The organism is Humibacter ginsenosidimutans (assembly GCF_007859675.1).
In the GTDB taxonomy this organism is placed as follows: Bacteria; Actinomycetota; Actinomycetes; order Actinomycetales; family Microbacteriaceae; genus Humibacter; species Humibacter ginsenosidimutans.
Window position 1 is genome coordinate 1123233 of the sequence record NZ_CP042305.1, and the last position, 20764, is coordinate 1143996.

Below are 20764 nucleotides of genomic sequence, written 5' to 3' on the forward strand. Positions count from 1 at the left end.
CGCTCGCGGCGCCCGTCAGGTGAGGAGCTCTTCATGATCACGACCACGTTCCGCGTCACCGGGATGTCCTGCTCGCACTGCGAACACGCGGTCACCGACGAGGTCGCGAAGATCGACGGCGTCACGGGCATCGACGTCTCGGCGCAGACCGGCCTGCTGGCCGTGGACAGCGACGGAGCGGTCTCGGACGAGGCCGTGCTGCGCGCCGTCGACGAGGCCGGATACTCCGCGCTGCGCGCGTGAGCCGATCGTGAAGCGCGTCGCTCCCGCCGCGGGGGCCATAGCATCCACCGTCGATCTCGACATCGGCGGCATGACGTGCGCCTCGTGCGCCGCCCGCATCGAGAAACGCCTGAACCGGCTCGACGACGTGCAGGCCACCGTGAACTTCGCCACGGAGACGGCGACCATCGCCGTACCGGCCGATTACGACGTGCAGCAGCTGATCGCCGAGGTCGAGAAGACCGGATACACGGCGATGCTCCCCGAGCCCTCCAATCCCGGGCGCACAGCGCCCGACGCGGAGCTCGCGTCCCTTCGGCGCCGGCTCATCGCTGCGACCGTGCTGACCGTCCCGGTCGCCGTCGTCTCGATGGTCCCCGCCCTGCACTTCGGGTATTGGACGTGGGCCGTCGCACTGCTCGCCACGCCCGTCGTGGTGTGGTCGGCCTGGCCGTTCCATCGGGCCGCCGCGATCAACGCGCGACACGGCGCCGCCACGATGGACACGCTCGTGTCGATCGGCGTGAGCGCCGCGTATCTCTGGTCGATGTTCGTGCTGATCAGCTCAGCGGCGACCGGGGTCACGCTCGCCTCGACCGACATGGATGCCGCCGGCCACCTCTACTTCGAGGTCGCGTGCGTGGTCACCACGTTCGTGCTCGCCGGACGCTACTTCGAGACACGGGCGAAGCGCAGCACCGCCTCGGCGCTGCACGCCCTGCTCGAGCTCGGTGCGAAGTCGGTCACCGTGCTGCGCGACGGGGTCGAGCACCTCATGCCGGTCGAGAAGCTGGCGGTCGACGATGAATTCGTCGTGCGGCCCGGCGAGAAGATCGCCACCGACGGCCGGGTCGTCGACGGCAGCAGCGCCGTGGACACCTCGATGGTCACCGGCGAGTCCGTACCCGTGGAGATCGGTCCCGGCGACGGCGTCGTCGGCGCCACCGTCAACGTCGGCGGCCGTCTCCTGGTGCGCGCCACACGCGTGGGGGCCGACACCCAGTTGGCGCAGATGGCGCGGCTCGTGACCAGAGCCCAGTCCGGCAAGGCCGACGTTCAACGGCTGGCCGACCGGGTGAGCGCGGTCTTCGTGCCCATCGTGATGGGCATCGCCGTCGTGACGCTCATCGGGTGGCTCGTCGCCGGCCCGCCTGCGACCTCCGCGTTCACCGCCGCCGTCGCGGTGCTCATCATCGCCTGCCCGTGCGCGCTGGGACTCGCCACGCCGACGGCGTTGCTCGTCGGCACCGGCCGCGGGGCACAGCTCGGCATCCTGATTCGCGGGCCGGAGGTGCTCGAGTCGACACGCGCCGTCGACACCGTCGTGCTCGATAAGACGGGCACGATCACGACGGGCCGCATGATGCTCGCAGACCTGACCGCCGACCGCACCGATGAGACGACTCTGCTGCGGCTCGCGGGCGCCGTCGAGGCCGCTTCCGAGCACCCGATCGCGCGCGCTGTCGCGGAGGCAGCTCGCCGCGAAGGGGCTTCTGGACCCGGCGAGGTTCCGACCGTTGCGTCGTTCCAGAGCGACGGCGGGCTGGGCGTGCACGGCGTCGTCGACGGCACGCTCGTCATCGTCGGTCGGCCTTCGTACGTGGCCGAGTGGGCGATGCCGCTCAGCGCGCGGCTGGAGGATGCGCGACGTTCGGCGGAGCTGGCCGGTGCGACGGCGGTGGCCGTCGGGTGGGACGGGGCGGCGCGGGGCATCCTCGTCGTCTCCGACACCGTGCGGCCCACGGCAGCCGAGGCGGTGCGCCGGCTGCGAGCGCTCGGTCTCCGACCCGTGCTGCTCACCGGCGACAACGAGGCGGCGGCTCGCAGCGCCGCCACCGCGGTCGGCATCGATGACGTGGTGGCTGGAGTGCTGCCACAGGGCAAGGTCGACGAGATCACGCGCCTGCAACGCGCAGGCCGCGTCGTGGCGATGGTCGGTGACGGCGTCAACGACGCTCCCGCCCTCGTCGCCGCCGACCTCGGCATCGCCATGGGCACCGGGACGGATGCCGCGATCGAGGCTGCCGACCTCACTCTCGTGCGGGACGACGTGCTGGCTGTCGCGGACGCCATCAGGCTGTCCCGACGCACGCTTCGCATCATCAGGGGCAACCTGTTCTGGGCGTTCGCGTACAACGCGGCGGCGATCCCACTGGCCGCGTTCGGGATGCTCGGACCGATGATCGCGGGTGCCACGATGGCGTTCTCGAGCGTGTTCGTGGTGAGCAACAGCCTGCGGCTGCGGAGCTTCAGGTGAACGAGGCGGCGAGGCGGAAGCGGCGCACGTGACGTCGTGCTCGTCGAGGGTGGAGACTGAAGTCATGCCGAACGCAGGCGACTCGCCCAGCCCGATCGAATCACTCGACCCTGATGCGTGCTGGAACCTGCTCGAGACCCAGAGTCTCGGCCGACTCGCGGTTGCCGCGGAGCGGGTGGAGATCTTTCCGGTGAACTTCCTCGTTCACGAACGCTCGGTCTACTTCGCAAGCGCTCCGGGCTCGAAGCTCATGGAGATTCTGCACGACCCGCACGTGGCCTTCGAGGCGGATGGCTCGGCATCCGCCGATCTGTGGAGCGTCGTCATCCACGGTCGCGCAGTGCGTCTGGCGCGGGACAGCGACATCGAGGGTTCTGGCGTGCTGCGCTTCAAAGGCTGGCATCCAGGGGAAAAGCACAATTACGTACGGATCATCCCCGACGAGATCACCGGCCGCCGCTTCCCTCGCGCGGAGTAGGCCGAGGCGCGGGTCTTGCGCCACGGCCGTGGCGCCCAAGTTGCTGCTGTCCGTTGCGCCGATCTCCGCGACACGCGTTGCGCTGCGACGACGACGACGCGTGCAGCGACGGTGAGCACGGCGCAGACCGCGAAGATGTCTTGGTAGCCGGTCGCCGTGGTGGCGCCGAGGCTGATCATGGGGCCGGAGATGATGATCGCAAGGTCGCCGCTCACAGCCGGGACGTCTTCGGCGGCCTGCATGGCGGTCACTTTCAGACCAGCACCTCGGCGCGAGCACAGGACCGGTCGGGCGGCTGGCGTCGCCTCGAACCGGTCGCAGAGACCACAAAGCGACTCGGGGTCCCATCCGTTCCCGAATGCGACCCCGAGTCGCGCGTAGCTCCCCCATGTTCAACGGTGTGTGACAGCGACCCGGATGGCATTCGCCGCTACGCGGTTCAGCCCTCGCTCGCTCCGAAAGCAGGCACGCCCGCTCTCGTCTTTCGCTCGATGTGGAGATGGGGGGAATTGAACCCCCGTCCATCGCTGTGGTCATACGCCTTCTACGGGCGTATCCAGTGAATGCGCTTTGCTCGGTTCCGGAACTTGCCGCTGGCAGCTGATCCGACGAACCCAGTCACGGTAAGAGTCCCTCTACGCCCCCTGACGATGCGTAGAAGCAATCTCTCTCGCTGACGCCAGACACCGGGTAGAGAGAAGTCCCCGGGCTGACGGTCTCATTGAGTGGCTAGGAGCGATCAGGCCGCGAGAGCGACCTGGGCCTTAGCGGAGACAGTGCTGTTGGAATTGGCACTTATTGTTTTGCAAGGATCGTTAACGAGATAACCCTGCGTCCTCGACCCGCTTCTCGTACTCTCGCAGACGATGTCGAAACCGATCATCCCCATGAGGCGGGCCACTGTCACACACTGTTGAGTTCTGGAAGGAACATCCGCCCTTCGGGCGGTCTTACAGACTACAACACCGACCGCCGACATGTCATGCCCGGATATGCGAACCTGGAGACGTGGTATCCGCACCCTCTGCTCCGGAGACGATCCGGCGCACCGACACCGAGCTCGATCTGACGCCCAGGCACAGCCTCGACACTCCGTGGCGTGCCGTCGTCTGGAACGACCCCGTCAACCTCATGTCGTACGTGGTCTACGTGTTCCGCAGCTATTTCGGCTTCAGCGAGACGAAGGCGACGAAGCTCATGCTCCAGGTGCACAAGGAGGGTAGGGCCGTGGTCGCCACCGGCACGCGTGAGCTCATGGAGCAGCACGCCGCTGCCATGCACTCGTACGGGCTCTCCGCCACCGTCGTCAAGGTCGACGAGTGAGCGCGAGCCGACCGGGCAGCGACGCCGACCGCGTCTGGGCGATCTCCATGCGGCTCGACGACGCCGAGCTGGAGCGGCTGGCGCGACTCGAGGCCGACCTGCTCGCGACGCTGCACGAGAGTGCGGACGGCGACGAGACATCCGCCGACGCGCTGCGGCGACTGTTTCCGGACGCCTACCCCGACGACCGCGAGGCGGCCGCGGAGTTCAGCGCCCTCACCCGCGAGGATCTCGCCGATGCCAAGGCGGACGCCGCGCGCAGGATGCTCGCCGCTCTGCTCGCCGCCGGCAACGACGAGACGCGACCCCGCCGCAGACACGCCAGGCACGTCATCCCGCTCGATGAGGAGTTGGCCCAGGTGTTTCTGCGCAACCTCACCGACCTGCGGCTGCTGCTCGCGGAGCGTCTCGGCATCGAGCGCGACGACGACCCCGGGCATCCCGGTCAGGAGTTCAGGGCCGATCGACAGCACTACCAATGGCTGGGGGCCGTGCAGGAGTCGCTCGTGCAGGCGCTCTACGGACAGTTGGACGCCTCGCACTGAGCACTGCCGTGCGTGGCCGCTTCAGTTCACGACGTAGTCGAGCCCGACGGCGGACTCCAGAGTGGCGCCCGCTGCGTGCAGCGAGACGTCCCAGCTCTGCTCCCCGACGATCCCGTCGACCGTCACGTGACCCCAGTGCTGAAATGCCTCGACGGATGCCTTCGTGTGGGGTCCGAAAATCCCATCGATCCCCTGCGGCCCCACCCCGCCCCACTCGTTCGCGCCGTTCGTGAGGACGGTCTGCAGACTCGTGACCACCGCGCCGTGCGATCCCTGCTGAAGCACGGGCATCGCGCCGCCGTCGGGAAGCTTGGCCCACGTCAGCGGTCCGACGATGCCGTCGGGTGTCAGCGCTTCGTCGGTCTGGAACTCCACGACGGCGTGCCGCGTGGCGGGGCCGAAGATGCCGTCGACCACGATCGACAGGTTCGGCGTGCGTCGCAGCGCCCTCTGCAGACGCCGAACGGCGTCCCCCGTCGCGCCTTGCTGAATGGTGGGCTGACCCGGATTGGACATGACGATCCCTCCCCCGATTGGATGCCGTCGGCGTTCACGCTACGCCGTGACGTGCCGTGACGACAGGGTGCGTCACACTCGGATTCGCACCGGCATGACGAAGACAGCTACTCGCCCAGATGGTTCTTGTTCGCCATGGCGCGCTCGGCCTCGCGCTTGTCCTGGCGTTCGCGCAGCGCCTGCCGCTTGTCGTATTCGCGCTTGCCCTTCGCGACGCCGATCTCGACCTTGGCACGGCCGTCGGAGAAGTAGAGCTGTAGCGGGATCAGCGTGTAGCCACCGTCTTTGATCTTGTTCGCGATCTTCACGATCTGCTGCTTGTGCAGCAGCAGTTTGCGCTTGCGCCGCGGCGCGTGATTGTTCCACGTGCCGTCGAGATACTCGGGAATGTAGACGGCGTCGAGCCACGCCTCTCCCCCGTCGACGAACGCGTAGCCGTCGACCAGCGACGCGCGCCCCTCACGCAGCGACTTCACCTCGGTGCCGGTGAGCACGAGGCCGGCCTCGTACGTGTCCTCGATCAGGTAGTCGTGGCGGGCGCGGCGGTTGGTCGCCACGACCTTCTGACCACGTTCCCTGGGCATCGCGCTCTCCTCGTCGTGTCGGCACGCGGTGTGCGCGCATCAGGATGCCACGTCCGGCGGACACGGCAGCCCACCAGCATACCCGGCGGGTCGGGCATCCACGACCCCGGCCGCCGATGTGACGGCATCATGTGGAGGAACCCCCACCCTCGCCGGCAGAACGGCACACCCCCAGGACAAGAACGGCACATCCTCGGCAGCTGAAAGGCACACCCTCGGCGGTGGAAGCCGTGGGGCGTCAGACCCGGAGGTACCTGCGGATCGCGACATTGGACGCGAGCGCGGCCAGTGCGACACCCACCACGATGAGGATCGGAGCCACGATCCAGGCGTTGTCGAGACCGACGAACGAGGTGGCCAACGTGTTCTTGGCCAGGTAGCCGAGCACGAAGAACTGCACGATGGCGAACACCGCTCCGACCGCCAGCAGCGATCCGATCAGGGCGGCAAGCACCCCCTCGAGCACGAACGGCGTCTGGATGAACCCGTTCGACGCTCCCACGAGCCGCATGATGCCCAGTTCTCTTCGCCGCGAGAACGCCGACAGCCTGATGGTCGTCGCGATCAACAAGGCCGCGGCCACCAGCATCACCACGGCTATCGCGATGGCCGTGAGACTCGCCGCGTTGAGGATGCGGAAGATCTGGTCGAGATAACTTCGCTGGTCGGTCACGCCCTGCACCCCGGCGACACCGCTCAATGACTGCGCGATGACGTCGGACTGGCTCTGGTTCTTGAGTTTGATCCAGAACGTCTGGTTCAGCAGCTCGGGCGTGACATAGTCGGCGACCGGGTTGCCCTTGAACTGCTGCTTGAAGTCGTTGTAGGCCTGCTGGTGGTTCTCGAAGTAGAACTTCTCGATGAAGGGCGCAAGAGCCGGCGACTCCAGCTTGGCCTTGACTGCCGCGATCTGTTCGGCCGTCGCATCCTGGCCCTGGCACGTGGCGGTGTTGTCGGTGGCCGTGCACATGTACACCGCCACCTGGGCCCTGTCGTACCAGTACGTCTTCATCTGGCCGATCTGCATCTGCATCAGGATGGCCGTGCCCACGAAGGTGAGCGAGATGAAGGTGACCAGCACGACGGAGATCACCATCGAGAGGTTGCGCTTGAGGCCGCTGCCCGCCTCTGAAAGAACGAGTGCGAATCTCATGACACCGGCCCCACATCCTGGTTCGAGTCGTCGTCGTGGTCGCTCTTGCCCGGTGCCCGCAGCCCGAGCCGCTCGGCGAGGCTCAGTTCGTCGACGCCCACCGCGTCGTGAGCGCCCGTCTTCGCGGGGTTCTGTGCCGCTTCCGCACTCTCCGCGGATGCTGAGGAGGATGCCGCGACTCGCATCGCGGGAACCGGCTCTGCCGGTGCATCGAGCGGCTCCGCGGGCTCGGGCGGCCGAACGTCGTGGACGGGTGTGGCCGCGGGATGCGGAGCCTCGGCGGCCGCCGGCGCCGGAAGGCTCTCGGCCTGCTCGCGAGCCGTCACCGCGGAGACCGATCCGGTCTCCGCGGGTGCCGTCTTCGACGCCTTCTTGCTCGCCTTGCGCTCGGAGCGCGTCGCCTTCGCCGGCTTCGTGCCTGCGGTCACGGGGACGGGTGACGCCGCGACCGGACTCTGCGCCTGATCGACGAGGACCTCCTCGGGAACGGACGCCGCGTCGGCGGCGCGCTCACGGGCATCCAACACCGGGACGACACCGGTGAAGCCGTAGCCGCCGTGCCGCTCGTCGCGGATGAGCTTGCCGTCGACGAGCTCGATGACGCGCTTCTGCATGCGGTCGACGAGGCCCGCCTCGTGCGTGGCCATCAGCACCGTCGTGCCCGCAGCGTTGATGCGTTCGAGCACCGCGGTGATGCCTGCGCTGGTCGCCGGATCGAGGTTTCCGGTCGGCTCGTCGGCGAGCAGGATCTGCGGCTTGTTCACCACCGCGCGGGCGATCGCGACGCGCTGCTGCTCACCCCCGACAGCTCGTGCGGGAAGCGCTGCGCCTTGCCGTCGAGGCCCACCATGGCCAGTACGTCGGGCACGGCCTCGTGGATGTAGCCCTTCGACTTGCCGATCACCTTGAGGGTGAAGGCCACGTTGTCGAAGACCGTCTTGTTCGTGAGCAGTCGGAAGTCTTGGAAGACGACGCCGACGTTGCGGCGGAAGTAAGGGACCTTGCGATTGGAGATGTTGCTGAGGTTCTGCCCGAGCACGTGGAGCTTGCCGCGGGTCACCTTCTCTTCGCGCAGGACGAGGCGGAGGAACGTCGACTTTCCGGATCCGGACGCACCCACCACGAACACGAACTCTCCACGGAGAATCTCGGTCGTGATGTCGTCGAGGGCCGGGCGGGGGGTTCCCTTGTAGCTCTTGCTGACGTGGTCGAATCGGATCATGACCCGCCCAGCCTAAACACACGGCACGGCGATGCCGCCGAGCGACTCACCCGAGCGCTTGAGCCGCTCGGGGGGCCGGCTCCTGGGGAGCCGCTGCACCGCCGACACCGCGTCGCAAAGCGTCGAAACCGACCAGGATCGCCGTCAATCCGATCGTGAAGGCGTCGAACGAGTCTGTCGCTGTGGCCGCGCTCGCGAGCGGATGCTCTGCCATCGCCGACTCGGGCCGGTGACCGCCGCCGTCCGTCGCCGAGTCGCTGATCGCGTGCGCAACCGTGAACTCCGTGACCGTGCGCAGCAACGACACGGCCAGTGGCAGGGTGAATCCGGCTCGCCCGAGGGTTTCGAGCGCCTTCTCCACGGCTGCAAGGTTGCGTTCGGTCTCCCCCTGAGTCGTCAGCAACAAGCTGTGCACGCCCGGATGCGCCCGCACGGCGTCCCGAAGCCCCTCTGCGAAGCCTCGCACCCCTTCCTGCCACGGCGCGTCGTCCGCAAGGTCGAGATCGGCCGCGAGCGACAGGACGGCCTCGACCAATCCGTCCAAGAGGGCGGTCTTGTCAGGCACATGTCCGTAGATGCTCATGGGCTCGACACCCAGACTGTCAGCCAGCCGGCGCATCGTGAGCCGGCGAAGGCCTTCGGCATCCGCGATGGCGAGCGCCGCGGCGAGGATGCCATCACGACTCAGCCCCGCGCTCACCCCTGGGGAACGTCTCGTCACCGCAACACCCCTTCTGTCTCCTTGTGGCGCGGTGCTACCTTACATTGTAAGTTTATCGAAAGAGGCTCTGGAATGACCGACAGCGCGTCCGCTCCATCAGTGGGGATCGGAGGAGTTCCCGAGACAGCTCTCATCACCCTGTACAACCGGGCATGCGAGGCGTCCCGCGCCGACGGCCTGCTGCACGACCCTCTGGCGACCGCCCTCATGGACGAGCTCACTTTCCCGTTTCGCGAGCGCTTCGGCGCGCCCGACCAAGCGCACGCGGTGCGCGCACGACAGTACGACGCCGAGATCGCCGACTTCCTCCGCACCAATCCGGGCGCCACCGTCGTCTCGCTCGGAGAGGGCTTGGAGACCCAACTGTGGCGCGCGGGTGACGGAGCGGGGCGCTGGATCAGCGTGGATGTCCCCGAGATGATCGACGCGCGTCGCCGCCTGCTCCCACGTGACCCTCGGAACATCCTCGTGCCTGGGTCCGCCTGGGATTTCAGCTGGATGACCCAGGTCCGCGGCGACCCCCGCGTGCTGATCATCGCTCAGGGGCTCCTCATGTACTTCCCGGAACGTGAGGTCGAACACCTTCTGGGCGGCTTGGTCTCGGCATTCCCCGGTGGCCGGCTGATCTTCGACACGATCCCGTCGTGGGCGGTCACCACCACCAAGGGCCATCGCTCGGCGAGCGGATATCGCCTTCCCGCTCAGCCGTGGGGCGCGGGACCCTCCGGCCTTCGCACACTCCTGCACCGAGTGGGCATTCGGCACTGGCGGCGCGTCCCCGCCCCCGCCGGGCGTGGGTTCTTCTGGGGACGCTGCTACCCGACGATCACACGGCTGCTGCCCGGCATCGCGCCGATGGTCGTCGCAGCAGATCTCGAGGACAGCAGTCGGCCACTCTGATCCCAGCCCACACGCTGAGTCGCCCACACCCGACCCGAATCGACCTCGGTCGGCTGCACGAGGTCAGTCGTCGGTCTTCTGCTTGCGCCAGCGGATGCCCGCGGCGATGAAACCGTCGAGGTCGCCGTCGAACACCGCCTGCGGGTTGTTGACCTCGTACTCGGTGCGCAGGTCTTTCACCATCTGGTACGGCGCGAGAACGTAGGACCGCATCTGGTCGCCCCAGCTGGCCGTGATGTTGCCTGCCAGCTCCTTCTTGGCGGCCGCCTCCGCCTCGCGCTGCAGCAGCAGCAGACGGGACTGCAGCACCCGCATGGCCGCAGCGCGGTTCTGGATCTGCGACTTCTCGTTCTGCATCGAGACGACGATGCCGGTGGGGAGGTGCGTGATGCGCACAGCCGAGTCCGTGGTGTTCACCGACTGGCCGCCTGGGCCCGACGAACGGAAGACGTCCACGCGGATGTCGGTCTCGGGGATGTCGACCTCCTGCGCCTCCTCCATGAGCGGGATCACCTCGACCGCCGCGAAAGAGGTCTGGCGCTTGCCGGCCGAGTTGAAGGGACTCATGCGCACCAGTCGGTGCGTGCCTGCCTCGACGGAGAGGGTTCCGAACGCGTAGGGGGCATCCACCTCGAAGGTCGCCGACTTGATGCCGGCCTCTTCGGCGTAGCTCGTGTCCATGACCTGAACGGGATATCCGTGCTGCTCGGCCCAGCGCAGGTACATGCGCAGAAGCATCTCGGCGAAGTCGGCGGCATCCACTCCCCCCGCACCCGCGCGGATCGTCACCACGGCGGGCCGTTCGTCGTACTCGCCGTCGAGCAGGGTCTGCACCTCGAGATCGCCGACCGTCTTCTGCAGCTCGAGCAGCTCGTTGCGGGCCTCTTCGGCTGACTCGTCGTCGCCCTCGGCATTGGCCAGTTCGACCAGCACCTCGAGGTCGTCGAGCCGCTGCTCGATGCCGTTCAGTCTGCCGAGGTCCGCCTGACGATGGCTCAGAGCGCTGGTGACCTTCTGCGCCTTCTCGGGGTCGTCCCAGAGATCGGGGGCGCCGGCCTCTTCACTCAGTCGGTCGATGTCGGCGCGCAGGCGCTCCACGTCGACGACGGCACGGATGTCGGCGAAGGTCGCCCGCACATCCGCGATCTGCGCACTCAAATCCAGTTCGATCATGACCGCCTAAGGATATCCGCCTGCACCGCCTGCACCGTGCCGCGCCCACCACGTGCGCCACCGACCGAAGACGCTCATGGTCCATCGGTCGTTGGTATCCCACCTAGGCTGGAGACGATATGACCTCCGGCGACGTGAACTTCAGCATCCGGGATGTCGCGCTCGCAGCGTTCCTCCCCACCGCACTGTTCTCCATCGGCGAGGGCGCCGTCATTCCCATCATCCCGGTGCTCGCGCACAATCTCGGCGCAGGCCTCGCACTGGCCGGATTCATCGGCGGCATGATCATGGTCGGCGAGATGATCGGCGACATCCCGAGCGGCTGGATCGTCTCGCGCTTCGGCGAACGACGCTCGATGATCGCCTCCGCCCTGCTGTGCATCGTCGGGCTCGTCGTGTGCCTGCTCGCGCCCGGCGACCTCATGCTCACCATCGGCGTGTTCCTCATCGGACTCGCCACCAGCGTGTTCGCGCTCGCCAGGCACGCGTTCATGACCGGCTACGTTCCCCTTCGCTACCGCGCCAGGGCCTTGTCGACGCTCGGCGGAGTGTTCCGCGGCGGATGGTTCATCGGGCCGTTCATCAGCGCGGGCGTCATCGCGTTGTTCGGCAATCCGCACTACGTGTTCTGGGTGCACATCGTGATGTGCGTGGCCGCCACCGTCGTGCTCATCGTCGTACCCGACCCGACGGAGACCATCGTCGCCGGCCGCGGCGAGGTCGTCACCGCGAAGGCGCACGGGGCTCAGGATGCCGGCCGGGCCGAGGCGAAGGAGCGCACGGAGGGCCTCTTCCGCACCATCTGGTCGAACCGCGCCGTGCTCACCCGTATGGGCACGTGTGCGGCGCTGATCTCCGCGCTGAGGTCGTCGCGCACCGTGATCCTGCCCCTGGCCGCCGTCGCGATCGGGATGCCCGCGGCCTCCACCGCGCTCATCATCGGCATCGCGGGCGCTGTCGACTTCGCGCTTTTCTACACCTCCGGCCAGATCATGGACCGCTTCGGTCGACTGTGGTCGGCCCTGCCGTCCATGATCGGGCTGAGCCTCACCCACATCGCGCTCGCCTTCGTGACCGACCAGACCTGGTTCACCGTCGTCGCGGTCGTGATGGCGCTGGCGAACGGGGTGGGCAGCGGCATCCTCATGACTCTCGGTGCCGACCTCGCCCCGCGCACCGATCCGGCGCCGTTCCTCGGCGCATGGCGGTTCACCAACGATGCAGGTCAGGCCGGGGCGCCGCTGTTCGTCTCGGGTGTCACCGCGCTGTTCTCGCTGGCAGCCGCATCGTTCTCCATGGGCGTGCTCGGCCTGATCGGGGCAGGGATGCTCGTGCGCTACGTTCCCCGCTACGTGCCCAAGCGCAGACTGGTCGCCGACGCCTGACGCTTGCCGCGGCGGGGGACGCGGCGCATTCTGGGAAGCGAGCCCTCGGAGGCTCGCACGATGTACGCGATTCGGAGCATTCCTGCACTCCTTGCTCGATGGGCGCCTGCCGCCCTCGCCGTGTTCGTGCTGTGCGCGCCCGCGGATGCGCCGGCCGTTGCCGGCCCCGCGAGTGGGGCGGGATCGGCGTCGGCAGGGCTTGCCGCCGACAGCGTCACGCGGGTGGTGACCGTGAGCCCAGGTGACGATGTGAACGCCGCGATCACTCGTGCCGAGCCGGGCGACACCGTGCTCTTGTCGGCGGGAAGCTATCCCGGTCCGCTGCTGGTGGACAACGCGGTGACCCTCGACTCCGGCGACGCGACGGTGACGGCACTCGACGGTCTCCCCGCCGTCGAGGTGGGCGCGGTCGGCGCGACGCTGGAGTCTCTGACGGTGACGTGCGACTCGGCTGTTGATTCGACGGGCATCCGGGTGACAGCCGATCGCGTGAGCGTGATCGACACCTCCGTGCTCCAGTGCGCCCACGGTGTCGAACTGAACGGTGCCACCGATGCCTATCTGCAGGGCGACGACGTGCTCGGCAGTCGGGGCGACGGCTCAGGCGTCGGTGTGGTCGCCGACGATGCCGACCGTCTGACCGTCTTCGACGACACCTTCGAAGACGACGACACCGGTGTCGTCGTGCGACACACCTCGGCACCGGCCTTCGATTCGAACACGTTCTCGCGAATCGGCACCGCCGTGGCCCTCCTCGCCGTCGACGATGCGGTCGTGAGCGAAACCCGGGTGGGCGGCGCAGAGAAGGACGCTGTGCTGATCTCCGGCGCAGACGGCGCGGAGATCACGGGCTTCGACGGCGACGGCTCGGACGCCGCGGTTCAGCTCTCGGCCGCGGACGGACCGTCGTCGGTGGTCAGCCTGGAGAATGCGAACCTCGCGCGCTTCGCTGTCGGCCTGCAGGTCGACGCCCACAGCATCGACGACGCCGTGACCGTGCTCGGCTCCCGATTCGACGGTGTCACACGAGCGGGCATCGCCGTTGCGGCCGGATCGGGCGGAACGGTGGATGCCGCGATCGACGACTTCTTCGGCGGCTGCGGTCCAGAGGCTCCCGCGCATTCGTACGACGGAGGGGGTGTGCTCGTCGACGATCCATCGCTCGCGGTCTCCTTCCTCCGGCACAACTGCACTCCGCCGGCGGCCGCCGGCTCGGCGGGCGGCGCCTCATCGAGCGCCTCGGTGGCCGGCGCGAGCTCGGGAGGCGCCGTCGACGAAGGCGACAGCGACAACGGCGTGCCGTGGAAGGCGATCGGCTCGGTGCTGGTCACGGGAGGGGTCGCGTTGCTCCTCGCCGGATGCGCCGTCGGAGTGCTCTACGCGATGCGCCGCGGCCGCAGCCCGCGGTGACAGCCCGAGCCGGCGATCAGTGGAGCACGCTTCGCGCGCTGGCCGTGACGTCGATGCGGAACCCCTTCGGCACGAACGGCGAGACGACAGGCGGATGCCAGACCGCCGACAGCCGCACGGTGGCGCTTCTGCCGTCCGCCGTGTCTGCACGTTCGACGCGGAGCCCGTCGAACCCGTCAGCCGCGGCCGTGCCCACGAAGTCCTGCACCGCGTCACGGACGGCGCGTGGCTCGAGCACGGGATGCGGGCTGCCGTTCACCACCCGCACGTCGGTGAGGCTGTAGGACTCCGCGCCGGCGAGGGCCGCGGAGTCGGCCAGCGCATACAGGCGTTCCCGCTCCAGATAAAGCGAGGTGATCGCCGTGACCGACAGCACCACGACCAGACAGAGCACCGCATAGCCGATGATGAGCGGCAACACCGATCCACGATCGTCGCGAAGACGCGCCACAACACCCGACATCACCGGGCACTCCAGAAGCGCGAGACGCGCTGCGTGCTCGACGCCTGCACCGAGACAGCGGCGTCGTGCCGCAGGTCGAGCACGTCGGGCACGAGCGGCAACGGCGCCCGAACGCGCACCGTCACGGTGACCGTGCCGAGCCGGGTGAGGCAGGCATCCGGGTGCGAGCGGCACGACACCTGCACGCGTGCTGCGTCGGCCTGGAGGCCGAAGTCGGCGAGCGCGAACGCGACGGCTGCGGACGCCTCCGCCGAGGCATCCGCCTGATCACTCCCCTGCACATACACCCGTGCCGCCTGCCGCGCGGCTCCTGCTGCGGCGAGCTGCGCGCCCTGAATGCCGGCCAGCGCGATCACCAGATAGACGATGGGGACGAGCAGGATGAGCCCGGCCGTGATGAACTCCAGCGCCGCGTTGCCGCGGTCGCTCGTCACGGCGAGGCGCCATCCGCCCTTTCGGTGCGGGATGCCGTCAGCGGAGTGTTTCGCGCGGAGCATGCCCGCTGACCTCCACGACGCGATCGGGCCCGAACAGGCCCAGCAGCGGAAGTGGTGCGCGCACCGTGACCTCGACGGCGGCCGTGCCCCGGTAGCGCACCACGGCCGCCGTCACATCGTGCGCGTATTCGTCGCCGATCGCCGAGCTGATCAGTTCGCGTGTGCGTTGCTCGCCGTCGGCGAGGGTGTTGTCGGCGAGCGCCGCGATGTGCGCGCCTTCGGCTGCTGAGTCGATGAGCGTGTTGCGCACGAGCAATGAGAGTCCGAGCTGCAGCACGGCCAAGGTCAGCACGGTGAGCAGGGCGCCCACCATGGCGAATTCCGCGGGTGCGGAGCCGCGCTCGTCGCCGAGCCCAGCCCGAACAGATCGTGCCGCAGTGCCGCGCGGAGCCGTCACCGATCGTGGCCCGACGACCCCGTCGCGGAGCACGCGTCGCACCGGATCGACACCGGAAACCCTCATCTCAGAACGACGTGACGCGGTCGATCGCCTGCTGGAACACGCCGCTCAGGGCGGGCGTGGCCAACGTCCAGATCGCGATGACAAGACCTGCCGTCATCAGCGTCACCAAGACCCAGCCCGGCACATCTCCTCGCTCATCGGCGAGTGCACGGTCGGCGGCCGTCCGTTTCGACGTCTCGGTGTCCTTCCGTCGTTCAGCGAGCATCACGGCGTCCTTTCTCTCGAGGTCTTCGGCATCATGGTCATCGCGGGCGCGGCTCAAAATCCGGACTCCAGCACCACGAATCCCGGGTACACGGCAAACAGAACAGTCACAGGCAGGATGAGGAAGACGAGCGGCACGAGCATGCCGATCTCCTTCTTTCCTGCGCGTTCGAGCAGGTCGCGCTTGGCGCCTTCCCTGGCATCCGTCACCTGAGCCCGCAACACTTCCACCAGCGGTGTGCCACGCTCGAGCGCCGTCGTGATCGCGTCGACACACCTGGTCAGCGGCGGCAGCCGGATGTCCGCGCTCGCGCGTTCGAGCGCGGTCGCCAGCGGCACTCCCATGCCGGTCTCGGCCACGACACGTCCGAGTTCGCCAGCGAGCTCACCGGATCCCGCGTGCGCGACGCGACGCAGCGCATCGAGGATGCCCTCGCCCGCGCTGAGCGACAGGGTGAGCAGTTCGAGCACGGTGGGGAACTCCTCCGACATGCGAGCCAGACGCCTGGCCGCGCGTTGCGACAGCAGACGGTCGGGCACGAGGAATCCGACAACGCCGAAGACCACGGGCATGGCAAGCACCGCGACGGCGGGCAGAGGCCGCGCCACGGCGGCCGCGGCGACAATCGTGCCGCCTGCGGCGAGGCCGGCGAGCGCCCAGCCGACCTGCCGAAGACGGAACTCCTCCACTGTCATCACCGAGCCCGCCTGCCGGAGCCGCGAGGCGACGGCGTCGCCGCCGCCGAGCATCCTCGACGTTGTGTTGCGCACCCAGCCGACGAGCGGAGCCAGCACGGTGCCGAGGATCGGCAGCGGCTGCATCGTGCGGCGGGCGGCGAAGGCCCTCGCCGGTTCGGAGACGTCGATGAGATATGGCGCGACGCGCTCGGCGAGCCGTGGCCTGCGCATGCGTGGCACGAGCGCGAGCAACGACCAGAGGCCCATGCCGAGCCCGACACCGCACAAGGCTCCCCAACCGAGTTCCGGCGTCATCGGAACCACCTGCGTTCCTCGGGCAACCGACCGATGGCGAGCATCGTGCGGTACGCGACCACCGAGACCACGAGCCCGGTCACGATGACCAGCGCACCCACCGGCGTGTTGTAGGCGAGGGATGCCTCCGGTCGCGTCGCGAGCAGCGCCAGCACCACCCACGGTGCGGCGACACCCAACCGCGCGGCGCTCACCGTCCACGTCTGGCGAGCCTCGATCTCGGCACGCACGGCGGCGTCATCCCTGAGCGAGGCGGCCAGTGCCTTCAGCACCGTCACCAGCTCGCCTCCGCCGACCTCTCTCGCCATCTTCAAGGTCTCGATGATGCGATCGAAGACGGGATCGGCGACGCCGGCTTTGAGCCGATCGGCCGCGGGCGCGAACACCCCGCTCGCGCGATAGTCCCGCTCGAAGGCGGCGAAGGCCGCCCTGGTCGACTCCGGCGCCGTGCGGGCGAGTGCCGCCACCCCGTCGGGCAGAGCGAGGCCGGAACGCACGGCCGACACGAGCTGATCGACCATGTCGGGCCAGACGGTGCGGTGAGCGCGCACGCGCGCCGCCCCTCGCCACGACACGACGCTCCACGGCGCCCACAGACCGAGCACGGCGAAGCCGATGGACAGCGCGATGATGCCGAACAATGCCTGGGCGACGACGAACAGCACGCACGCGAGCAGTGCGCTGACCGCGAAGAACACGGCCGGAGTGATGCCTGGCATCCCGGCGAGCACGAGGGTCCGGCGAAGAGCATCGCGGGCGGCGGAGGGGCGACGGGTTCGCTCGGGCGAAGGCCACAGCCACGGCGATGCCATGAGCAGGAGACCGACGCCGAGCATCCCGCCCAGACCTGCGGACGGGATCATCGCGCGAGCACCGATGCCGGGTCGAGCCCCGCGGCGAGAAACTTCTCCCGCTTCGTCGGGTATCCCCCGGTCGGCGCCAGGCGGCCGTCGCGCACGGCGAAGATCGGGCTGGCCTCGATCACTCCGTTGTTGACCGCGCCGCTCGGTGCCAGGATCTCGGTGACACGGCGCGTGCCGTTTCGCTCCAGAGTGCAGAACACCACGATGTCGACGCACTGCGCGACCGTGGGCACCACGAAGCCCGAGTCGATGTTGGCGCCGGCGAGCAAGGGCAGGGTGCAGAGCTTCGCCAATGCCTCTCGTGCGCTGTTGGCGTGGATCGAGCACGCACCGGGGAGGCCGGAATTCAGCGCCAACAACAGGTCGAGACTCTCTGCCTCACGCACCTCACCGACGACGATCCGATCCGGCCGCATGCGCAGGGCCTCTTTGATCAGCCGACGAAGCGTGATCTCGCCCGCCCCTTCGAGGCTCGGCTGCCTGCACTGCATGGCGACGACATCGGTCGCGGCCAGGTCGAGTTCGAACGTCTCCTCCACGGTGATCACGCGCTCGCTCGGAGGCACCGCGGCGAGCATCGCTCCGAGAAGTGTCGTCTTGCCGCTCTGCGTCGCACCGGCGATCAAGACGTTCTGGCCCGCCAGCACGCACAACCGGAGAAAGGCCGCGGCCTGTTGCGTGATCGATCCCAGCTCCACCAGCCGTCCCAGGTCGCGGATGCGCCGGGAGAACTTGCGCACGTTGACCGCCCAGTGGGTTCTGGTCACGTCGGGGATCACCACGTGAAGCCGGCTCCCGTCCGGCAACGACGCGTCGACGAACGGCGACGACAGATCGACTCGGCGGCCGGATGCCTGCAGCATGCGTTCGACGAGGTCCCGAACCTGACCGTCGGTGAGCGCCAGGTCCACTCGCTCCGAGCGTCCGCTGCGAGCCACGAAGCACCGGTCCGGCGCGTTCAGCCAGATCTCCTCCACTCCCGGGTCATCGAGGTAGGGCTGCAACGGACCGAAGCCGGTGAGCGACGCGAGCACCTCCCGCTCCGTGCTCACCTCATCGGCGACGAGAGGCAACGATCCGCCGAGCGAACGCTCTGTGAACCGGCGCACCTCGTCCCTCGCGTACTGGGCCGCGCGCGGAGCATCCGCCGTGAGATCGACTCCCTCACGCCGCACCCGGTCGCGCACGCGGTCGGTGATGAGTCGCACGGCGTCGGTCATGCCGACATGATGTCGTCGGCGTCCGCCTTCGTGCTCGAGTTATCCACATCGACAACCGGAAGCACGAACGATCCGTGTCAGCCCATGCTGTCGCGGCCACGAGCATCCCGAGACCGCCTAAGCTGATCAGCGCCCGCGCGGGAGTGGTGAAATTGGCAGACACGCAGGATTTAGGTTCCTGTGCTTTCGAGCGTGGGGGTTCAAGTCCCCTCTCCCGCACTCGTCTCAGGCGCCGAGACGACCGTCATCCTCTGGGATGACATCTGTCACGGTCTCGCTCAGCTTTCTGCTTTCTTGGAATTCGCCCGGATAGACTCTCGACGGGCTCGGGGGTGCCACTCCCGGTCGCCCCTTCTTCCCCGCTTTCGCCGACGACCGGTTTGCCGCTGCCAGCGGGCGCCGACAGGAGTTTCGTGGTTCACACAGCATTGATTCCGTGGCTCGACCCGAGCGTGATCATCAGTTCGGTCGGCCCATGGGCCCTGCTCGTCGTCTGCGCCATCATCTTCGCCGAGACCGGCCTGCTCGTCGGGTTCATCTTTCCCGGCGACACGCTTCTGGTGATCAGCGGAATCCTGACGGCGACGGACCTCGTGTTCGGCCTGCAGATCTGGTGGGTATGCCTGTTCATCGCCATCGCCGCGTTCGCAGGCGGCGAGGTCGGGTATCTGATCGGCAACAAGGCGGGACCGGCCATCTTCGAACGCAAGGAGACCGGACTCTTCAGCGTCGAGAACGTCAAGCGCACGAACGCCTTCTTCGAGCGGTTCGGGCCGCTGGCGGTCATCCTCGCCCGCTTCGTGCCTGTGGTGCGCACGTTCGCGCCGGTCGCTGCCGGTGTCGGCCACATGAGTTACCGGCGCTACTCGCTGTACAACGCCATCGGCGCTGTGCTCTGGGGCGGCGGACTGACATTCTTCGCCTACCTGATCGGGTTCATCACCCCGGTCGCGAACTTCGTCGAGAAATACATCGACGTCATCCTCGTGCTCGCCGTCGTGGTCACCGTCATCCCCGCACTCGTTCACTACCTGATGGGGGTGCGCAAGTCGCGTAAGCAGGCGAAGGCGCAGGCGGCCGACCCGCAGCTGGCCGAGAGCGACGCGCACGACGCGCAGGATGCCGCCGAACGGCTCAGCACCGAGCCCGACGTGTTCGGCGGCCAGAAGCACAGCACGGAGTAGCGCGCGGCTCCCGCCGTTCAGCGGTGCGTGTCGCCCTCGTGCGCCGCGTGCTCGGCGGGCTCGAGCCGGAACGTGGAGTGCGCGACGTCGAAGTGATGGTTGAGGCAGCCGCCCAGCTCGTCGAGCAGCGCGCCCGCTCTGCCCTGTGCGAAGACCTGCGGCTGCACGACGACGTGCGCCGAGAACACCGGGGCACCCGACGTGATGGCCCACACGTGCACGTCGTGCACCGCTACCACGCCGTCGGTGCCCAGAAGGTGTTCCCTGATCTCGGCCACATCGGTGGATGCCGGCGCCGACTCGCTGAGCACCCGTACCACCTCGCGCAGCAGTGAGTACGCCCGCGGCACGATCAGCACGGCGATGACGATCGACGCGATCGCGTCCGCCCACGCGAAGCCCGTGGTGAGGATCACGATCGCCGCGGCGATGGTCGCGAGCGAGCCGAACGCGTCCCCGAGCACCTCGAGGTAGGCGCCGCGCATGTTGATGGAGGACTTCGCGCCGCCGCGCAGCACGAGCAGTCCCGTGACGTTGCCGATGAGGCCGACGACGGCGACCCCGAGCATCCACCCGCTGTGCACCTCGGGATGCCCGCCGAACCGGAGCGCCGCGCCGATCGCCACGGAGACCGCGACTCCGATCAGGATGAGCGAGTTGACGAGAGCACCGAAGACCTCGACGCGCTGAAAGCCGAACGTCTGCCGGTCGGTGGCGGGTCGGGCCGCGATGGTCGCCGCGACGAGAGCGACGATCAGTCCGACGAGGTCGCTCACGAGGTGTCCGGCATCGGCAAGCAGCGCGAGGGAACCGCTCAGCAGCGCGCCGACGATCTCGAGCACGAACACGCCGAGCACGATGCAGATCACGACGAGCAGACGGCGTCTGCTCGAGCCGTGTGCACCGTGATCGTGCGCGCCGGAATGCTCGTGAGAATGGGTCATGACACTCCAACGGTAGGTCGTGGGCACGGCGATGCGCCATGCCC

General features: G+C 68.3%; 22 protein-coding genes, 1 tRNA gene, 1 other RNA gene and 1 pseudogene. 10 read left to right on the plus strand and 15 right to left on the minus strand.

The window, feature by feature from the left end:
* The first annotated feature begins 33 nt into the window (after positions 1 to 33).
* From FPZ11_RS05375 to FPZ11_RS05385, 3 genes are all read left to right on the plus strand, one after another.
* On the plus strand, positions 34 to 243 hold the full coding sequence (locus FPZ11_RS05375) for a heavy-metal-associated domain-containing protein (protein ID WP_146319009.1): 210 nt from the start codon (positions 34 to 36) through the stop codon (positions 241 to 243).
* A 70-nt stretch (positions 244 to 313) separates the two neighbouring features.
* Entirely contained in the window at positions 314 to 2479 is a 2166-nt protein-coding gene (locus tag FPZ11_RS05380) for a heavy metal translocating P-type ATPase (protein ID WP_146322718.1), read from the plus strand.
* A 64-nt stretch (positions 2480 to 2543) separates the two neighbouring features.
* Entirely contained in the window at positions 2544 to 2957 is a 414-nt protein-coding gene (locus FPZ11_RS05385) for a pyridoxamine 5'-phosphate oxidase family protein (RefSeq protein WP_146319010.1), read from the plus strand.
* A gap of 491 nt (positions 2958 to 3448) precedes the next feature.
* Here FPZ11_RS05385 and ssrA read toward each other — a convergent pair.
* Positions 3449 to 3844, minus strand: a transfer-messenger RNA (tmRNA) gene (gene ssrA, locus FPZ11_RS05390).
* Between the two features lie 151 nt (positions 3845 to 3995).
* Between ssrA and clpS the strand changes: the two genes are divergently transcribed.
* Both clpS and FPZ11_RS05400 read left to right on the plus strand, forming a co-directional pair.
* On the plus strand, positions 3996 to 4280 hold the full coding sequence (gene clpS, locus FPZ11_RS05395) for an ATP-dependent Clp protease adapter ClpS (protein ID WP_437438639.1): 285 nt from the start codon (positions 3996 to 3998) through the stop codon (positions 4278 to 4280).
* Positions 4277 to 4825: a DUF2017 family protein gene (locus FPZ11_RS05400; protein ID WP_146319014.1), complete on the plus strand. Its 549-nt coding sequence runs from the start codon at positions 4277 to 4279 to the stop codon at positions 4823 to 4825. The genes clpS and FPZ11_RS05400 overlap by 4 nt, the downstream gene beginning before the upstream one ends.
* A gap of 21 nt (positions 4826 to 4846) precedes the next feature.
* On the opposite strand, the gene FPZ11_RS05405 is transcribed toward FPZ11_RS05400, so the two are convergent.
* The 5 genes and pseudogenes from FPZ11_RS05405 to FPZ11_RS05425 form a co-directional block, all read right to left on the minus strand.
* On the minus strand, positions 4847 to 5341 hold the full coding sequence (locus FPZ11_RS05405) for a peptidoglycan-binding domain-containing protein (RefSeq protein WP_146319016.1): 495 nt from the start codon (positions 5339 to 5341) through the stop codon (positions 4847 to 4849).
* 107 nt (positions 5342 to 5448) lie between these two features.
* Entirely contained in the window at positions 5449 to 5925 is a 477-nt protein-coding gene (gene smpB, locus FPZ11_RS05410; RefSeq protein WP_146319018.1) for an SsrA-binding protein SmpB, read from the minus strand.
* Positions 5926 to 6163: 238 nt separating this feature from the next.
* Positions 6164 to 7078, minus strand: coding sequence for a permease-like cell division protein FtsX (gene ftsX, locus FPZ11_RS05415; RefSeq protein ID WP_146319020.1), 915 nt, complete (start codon positions 7076 to 7078; stop codon positions 6164 to 6166).
* Positions 7075 to 8300, minus strand: a pseudogene (gene ftsE, locus FPZ11_RS05420) (cell division ATP-binding protein FtsE). Before ftsE ends, ftsX begins: the two are co-directional and overlap by 4 nt.
* 46 nt (positions 8301 to 8346) lie before the next feature.
* On the minus strand, positions 8347 to 9021 hold the full coding sequence (locus FPZ11_RS05425) for a TetR/AcrR family transcriptional regulator C-terminal domain-containing protein (protein WP_146319022.1): 675 nt from the start codon (positions 9019 to 9021) through the stop codon (positions 8347 to 8349).
* 72 nt (positions 9022 to 9093) lie between these two features.
* Between FPZ11_RS05425 and FPZ11_RS05430 the strand changes: the two genes are divergently transcribed.
* Positions 9094 to 9921 (plus strand): class I SAM-dependent methyltransferase, encoded by an 828-nt coding sequence (locus FPZ11_RS05430; RefSeq protein WP_168203740.1) that lies wholly within the window; start codon positions 9094 to 9096, stop codon positions 9919 to 9921.
* A gap of 63 nt (positions 9922 to 9984) precedes the next feature.
* Here FPZ11_RS05430 and prfB read toward each other — a convergent pair whose 3' ends face one another.
* Positions 9985 to 11094: a peptide chain release factor 2 gene (gene prfB, locus FPZ11_RS05435; protein ID WP_146319026.1), complete on the minus strand. Its 1110-nt coding sequence runs from the start codon at positions 11092 to 11094 to the stop codon at positions 9985 to 9987.
* A gap of 119 nt (positions 11095 to 11213) precedes the next feature.
* Between prfB and FPZ11_RS05440 the strand changes: the two genes are divergently transcribed.
* Positions 11214 to 12479 (plus strand): MFS transporter, encoded by a 1266-nt coding sequence (locus tag FPZ11_RS05440; protein WP_146319028.1) that lies wholly within the window; start codon positions 11214 to 11216, stop codon positions 12477 to 12479.
* Positions 12480 to 12539: 60 nt separating this feature from the next.
* Complete coding sequence (locus tag FPZ11_RS05445; RefSeq protein ID WP_146319030.1) at positions 12540 to 13889, plus strand: right-handed parallel beta-helix repeat-containing protein; 1350 nt, start codon at positions 12540 to 12542, stop codon at positions 13887 to 13889.
* Positions 13890 to 13905: 16 nt separating this feature from the next.
* Here FPZ11_RS05445 and FPZ11_RS05450 read toward each other — a convergent pair whose 3' ends face one another.
* The 7 genes from FPZ11_RS05450 to FPZ11_RS05480 are packed head-to-tail and all read right to left on the minus strand — an operon-like array spanning position 13906 to position 18592.
* A complete protein-coding gene (locus tag FPZ11_RS05450; RefSeq protein ID WP_246846546.1) occupies positions 13906 to 14310 on the minus strand; it encodes a pilus assembly protein TadG-related protein in 405 nt (134 codons plus the stop codon).
* Between the two features lie 41 nt (positions 14311 to 14351).
* Positions 14352 to 14849 carry a hypothetical protein gene (locus FPZ11_RS05455; RefSeq protein WP_146319032.1) on the minus strand — a complete coding sequence of 166 codons (498 nt, stop codon included), beginning with the start codon at positions 14847 to 14849 and terminating at the stop codon, positions 14352 to 14354.
* Positions 14824 to 15312, minus strand: coding sequence for a TadE/TadG family type IV pilus assembly protein (locus FPZ11_RS05460; RefSeq protein WP_146319034.1), 489 nt, complete (start codon positions 15310 to 15312; stop codon positions 14824 to 14826). Before FPZ11_RS05460 ends, FPZ11_RS05455 begins: the two co-directional genes overlap by 26 nt.
* 1 nt (position 15313) lies before the next feature.
* Positions 15314 to 15517 carry a hypothetical protein gene (locus FPZ11_RS05465; RefSeq protein WP_146319036.1) on the minus strand — a complete coding sequence of 68 codons (204 nt, stop codon included), beginning with the start codon at positions 15515 to 15517 and terminating at the stop codon, positions 15314 to 15316.
* A gap of 53 nt (positions 15518 to 15570) precedes the next feature.
* On the minus strand, positions 15571 to 16509 hold the full coding sequence (locus FPZ11_RS05470) for a type II secretion system F family protein (protein WP_146319038.1): 939 nt from the start codon (positions 16507 to 16509) through the stop codon (positions 15571 to 15573).
* Positions 16506 to 17372, minus strand: a complete 867-nt coding sequence (locus FPZ11_RS05475) for a type II secretion system F family protein (protein ID WP_146319040.1) — start codon at positions 17370 to 17372, stop codon at positions 16506 to 16508. The genes FPZ11_RS05470 and FPZ11_RS05475 overlap by 4 nt, the downstream gene beginning before the upstream one ends.
* On the minus strand, positions 17369 to 18592 hold the full coding sequence (locus FPZ11_RS05480; RefSeq protein ID WP_146319042.1) for a TadA family conjugal transfer-associated ATPase: 1224 nt from the start codon (positions 18590 to 18592) through the stop codon (positions 17369 to 17371). The genes FPZ11_RS05475 and FPZ11_RS05480 overlap by 4 nt, the downstream gene beginning before the upstream one ends.
* Positions 18593 to 18729: 137 nt before the next feature.
* Here FPZ11_RS05480 and FPZ11_RS05485 point away from each other — a divergent pair.
* A tRNA-Leu gene (locus tag FPZ11_RS05485) sits at positions 18730 to 18811 on the plus strand.
* A 194-nt stretch (positions 18812 to 19005) separates the two neighbouring features.
* On the plus strand, positions 19006 to 19776 hold the full coding sequence (locus tag FPZ11_RS05490; RefSeq protein ID WP_146319044.1) for a DedA family protein: 771 nt from the start codon (positions 19006 to 19008) through the stop codon (positions 19774 to 19776).
* Positions 19777 to 19793: 17 nt separating this feature from the next.
* Here the strand turns inward: FPZ11_RS05490 and FPZ11_RS05495 are convergent, their stop codons facing one another.
* On the minus strand, positions 19794 to 20720 hold the full coding sequence (locus FPZ11_RS05495; protein WP_146319046.1) for a cation diffusion facilitator family transporter: 927 nt from the start codon (positions 20718 to 20720) through the stop codon (positions 19794 to 19796).
* Positions 20721 to 20764: the final 44 nt, after the last annotated feature.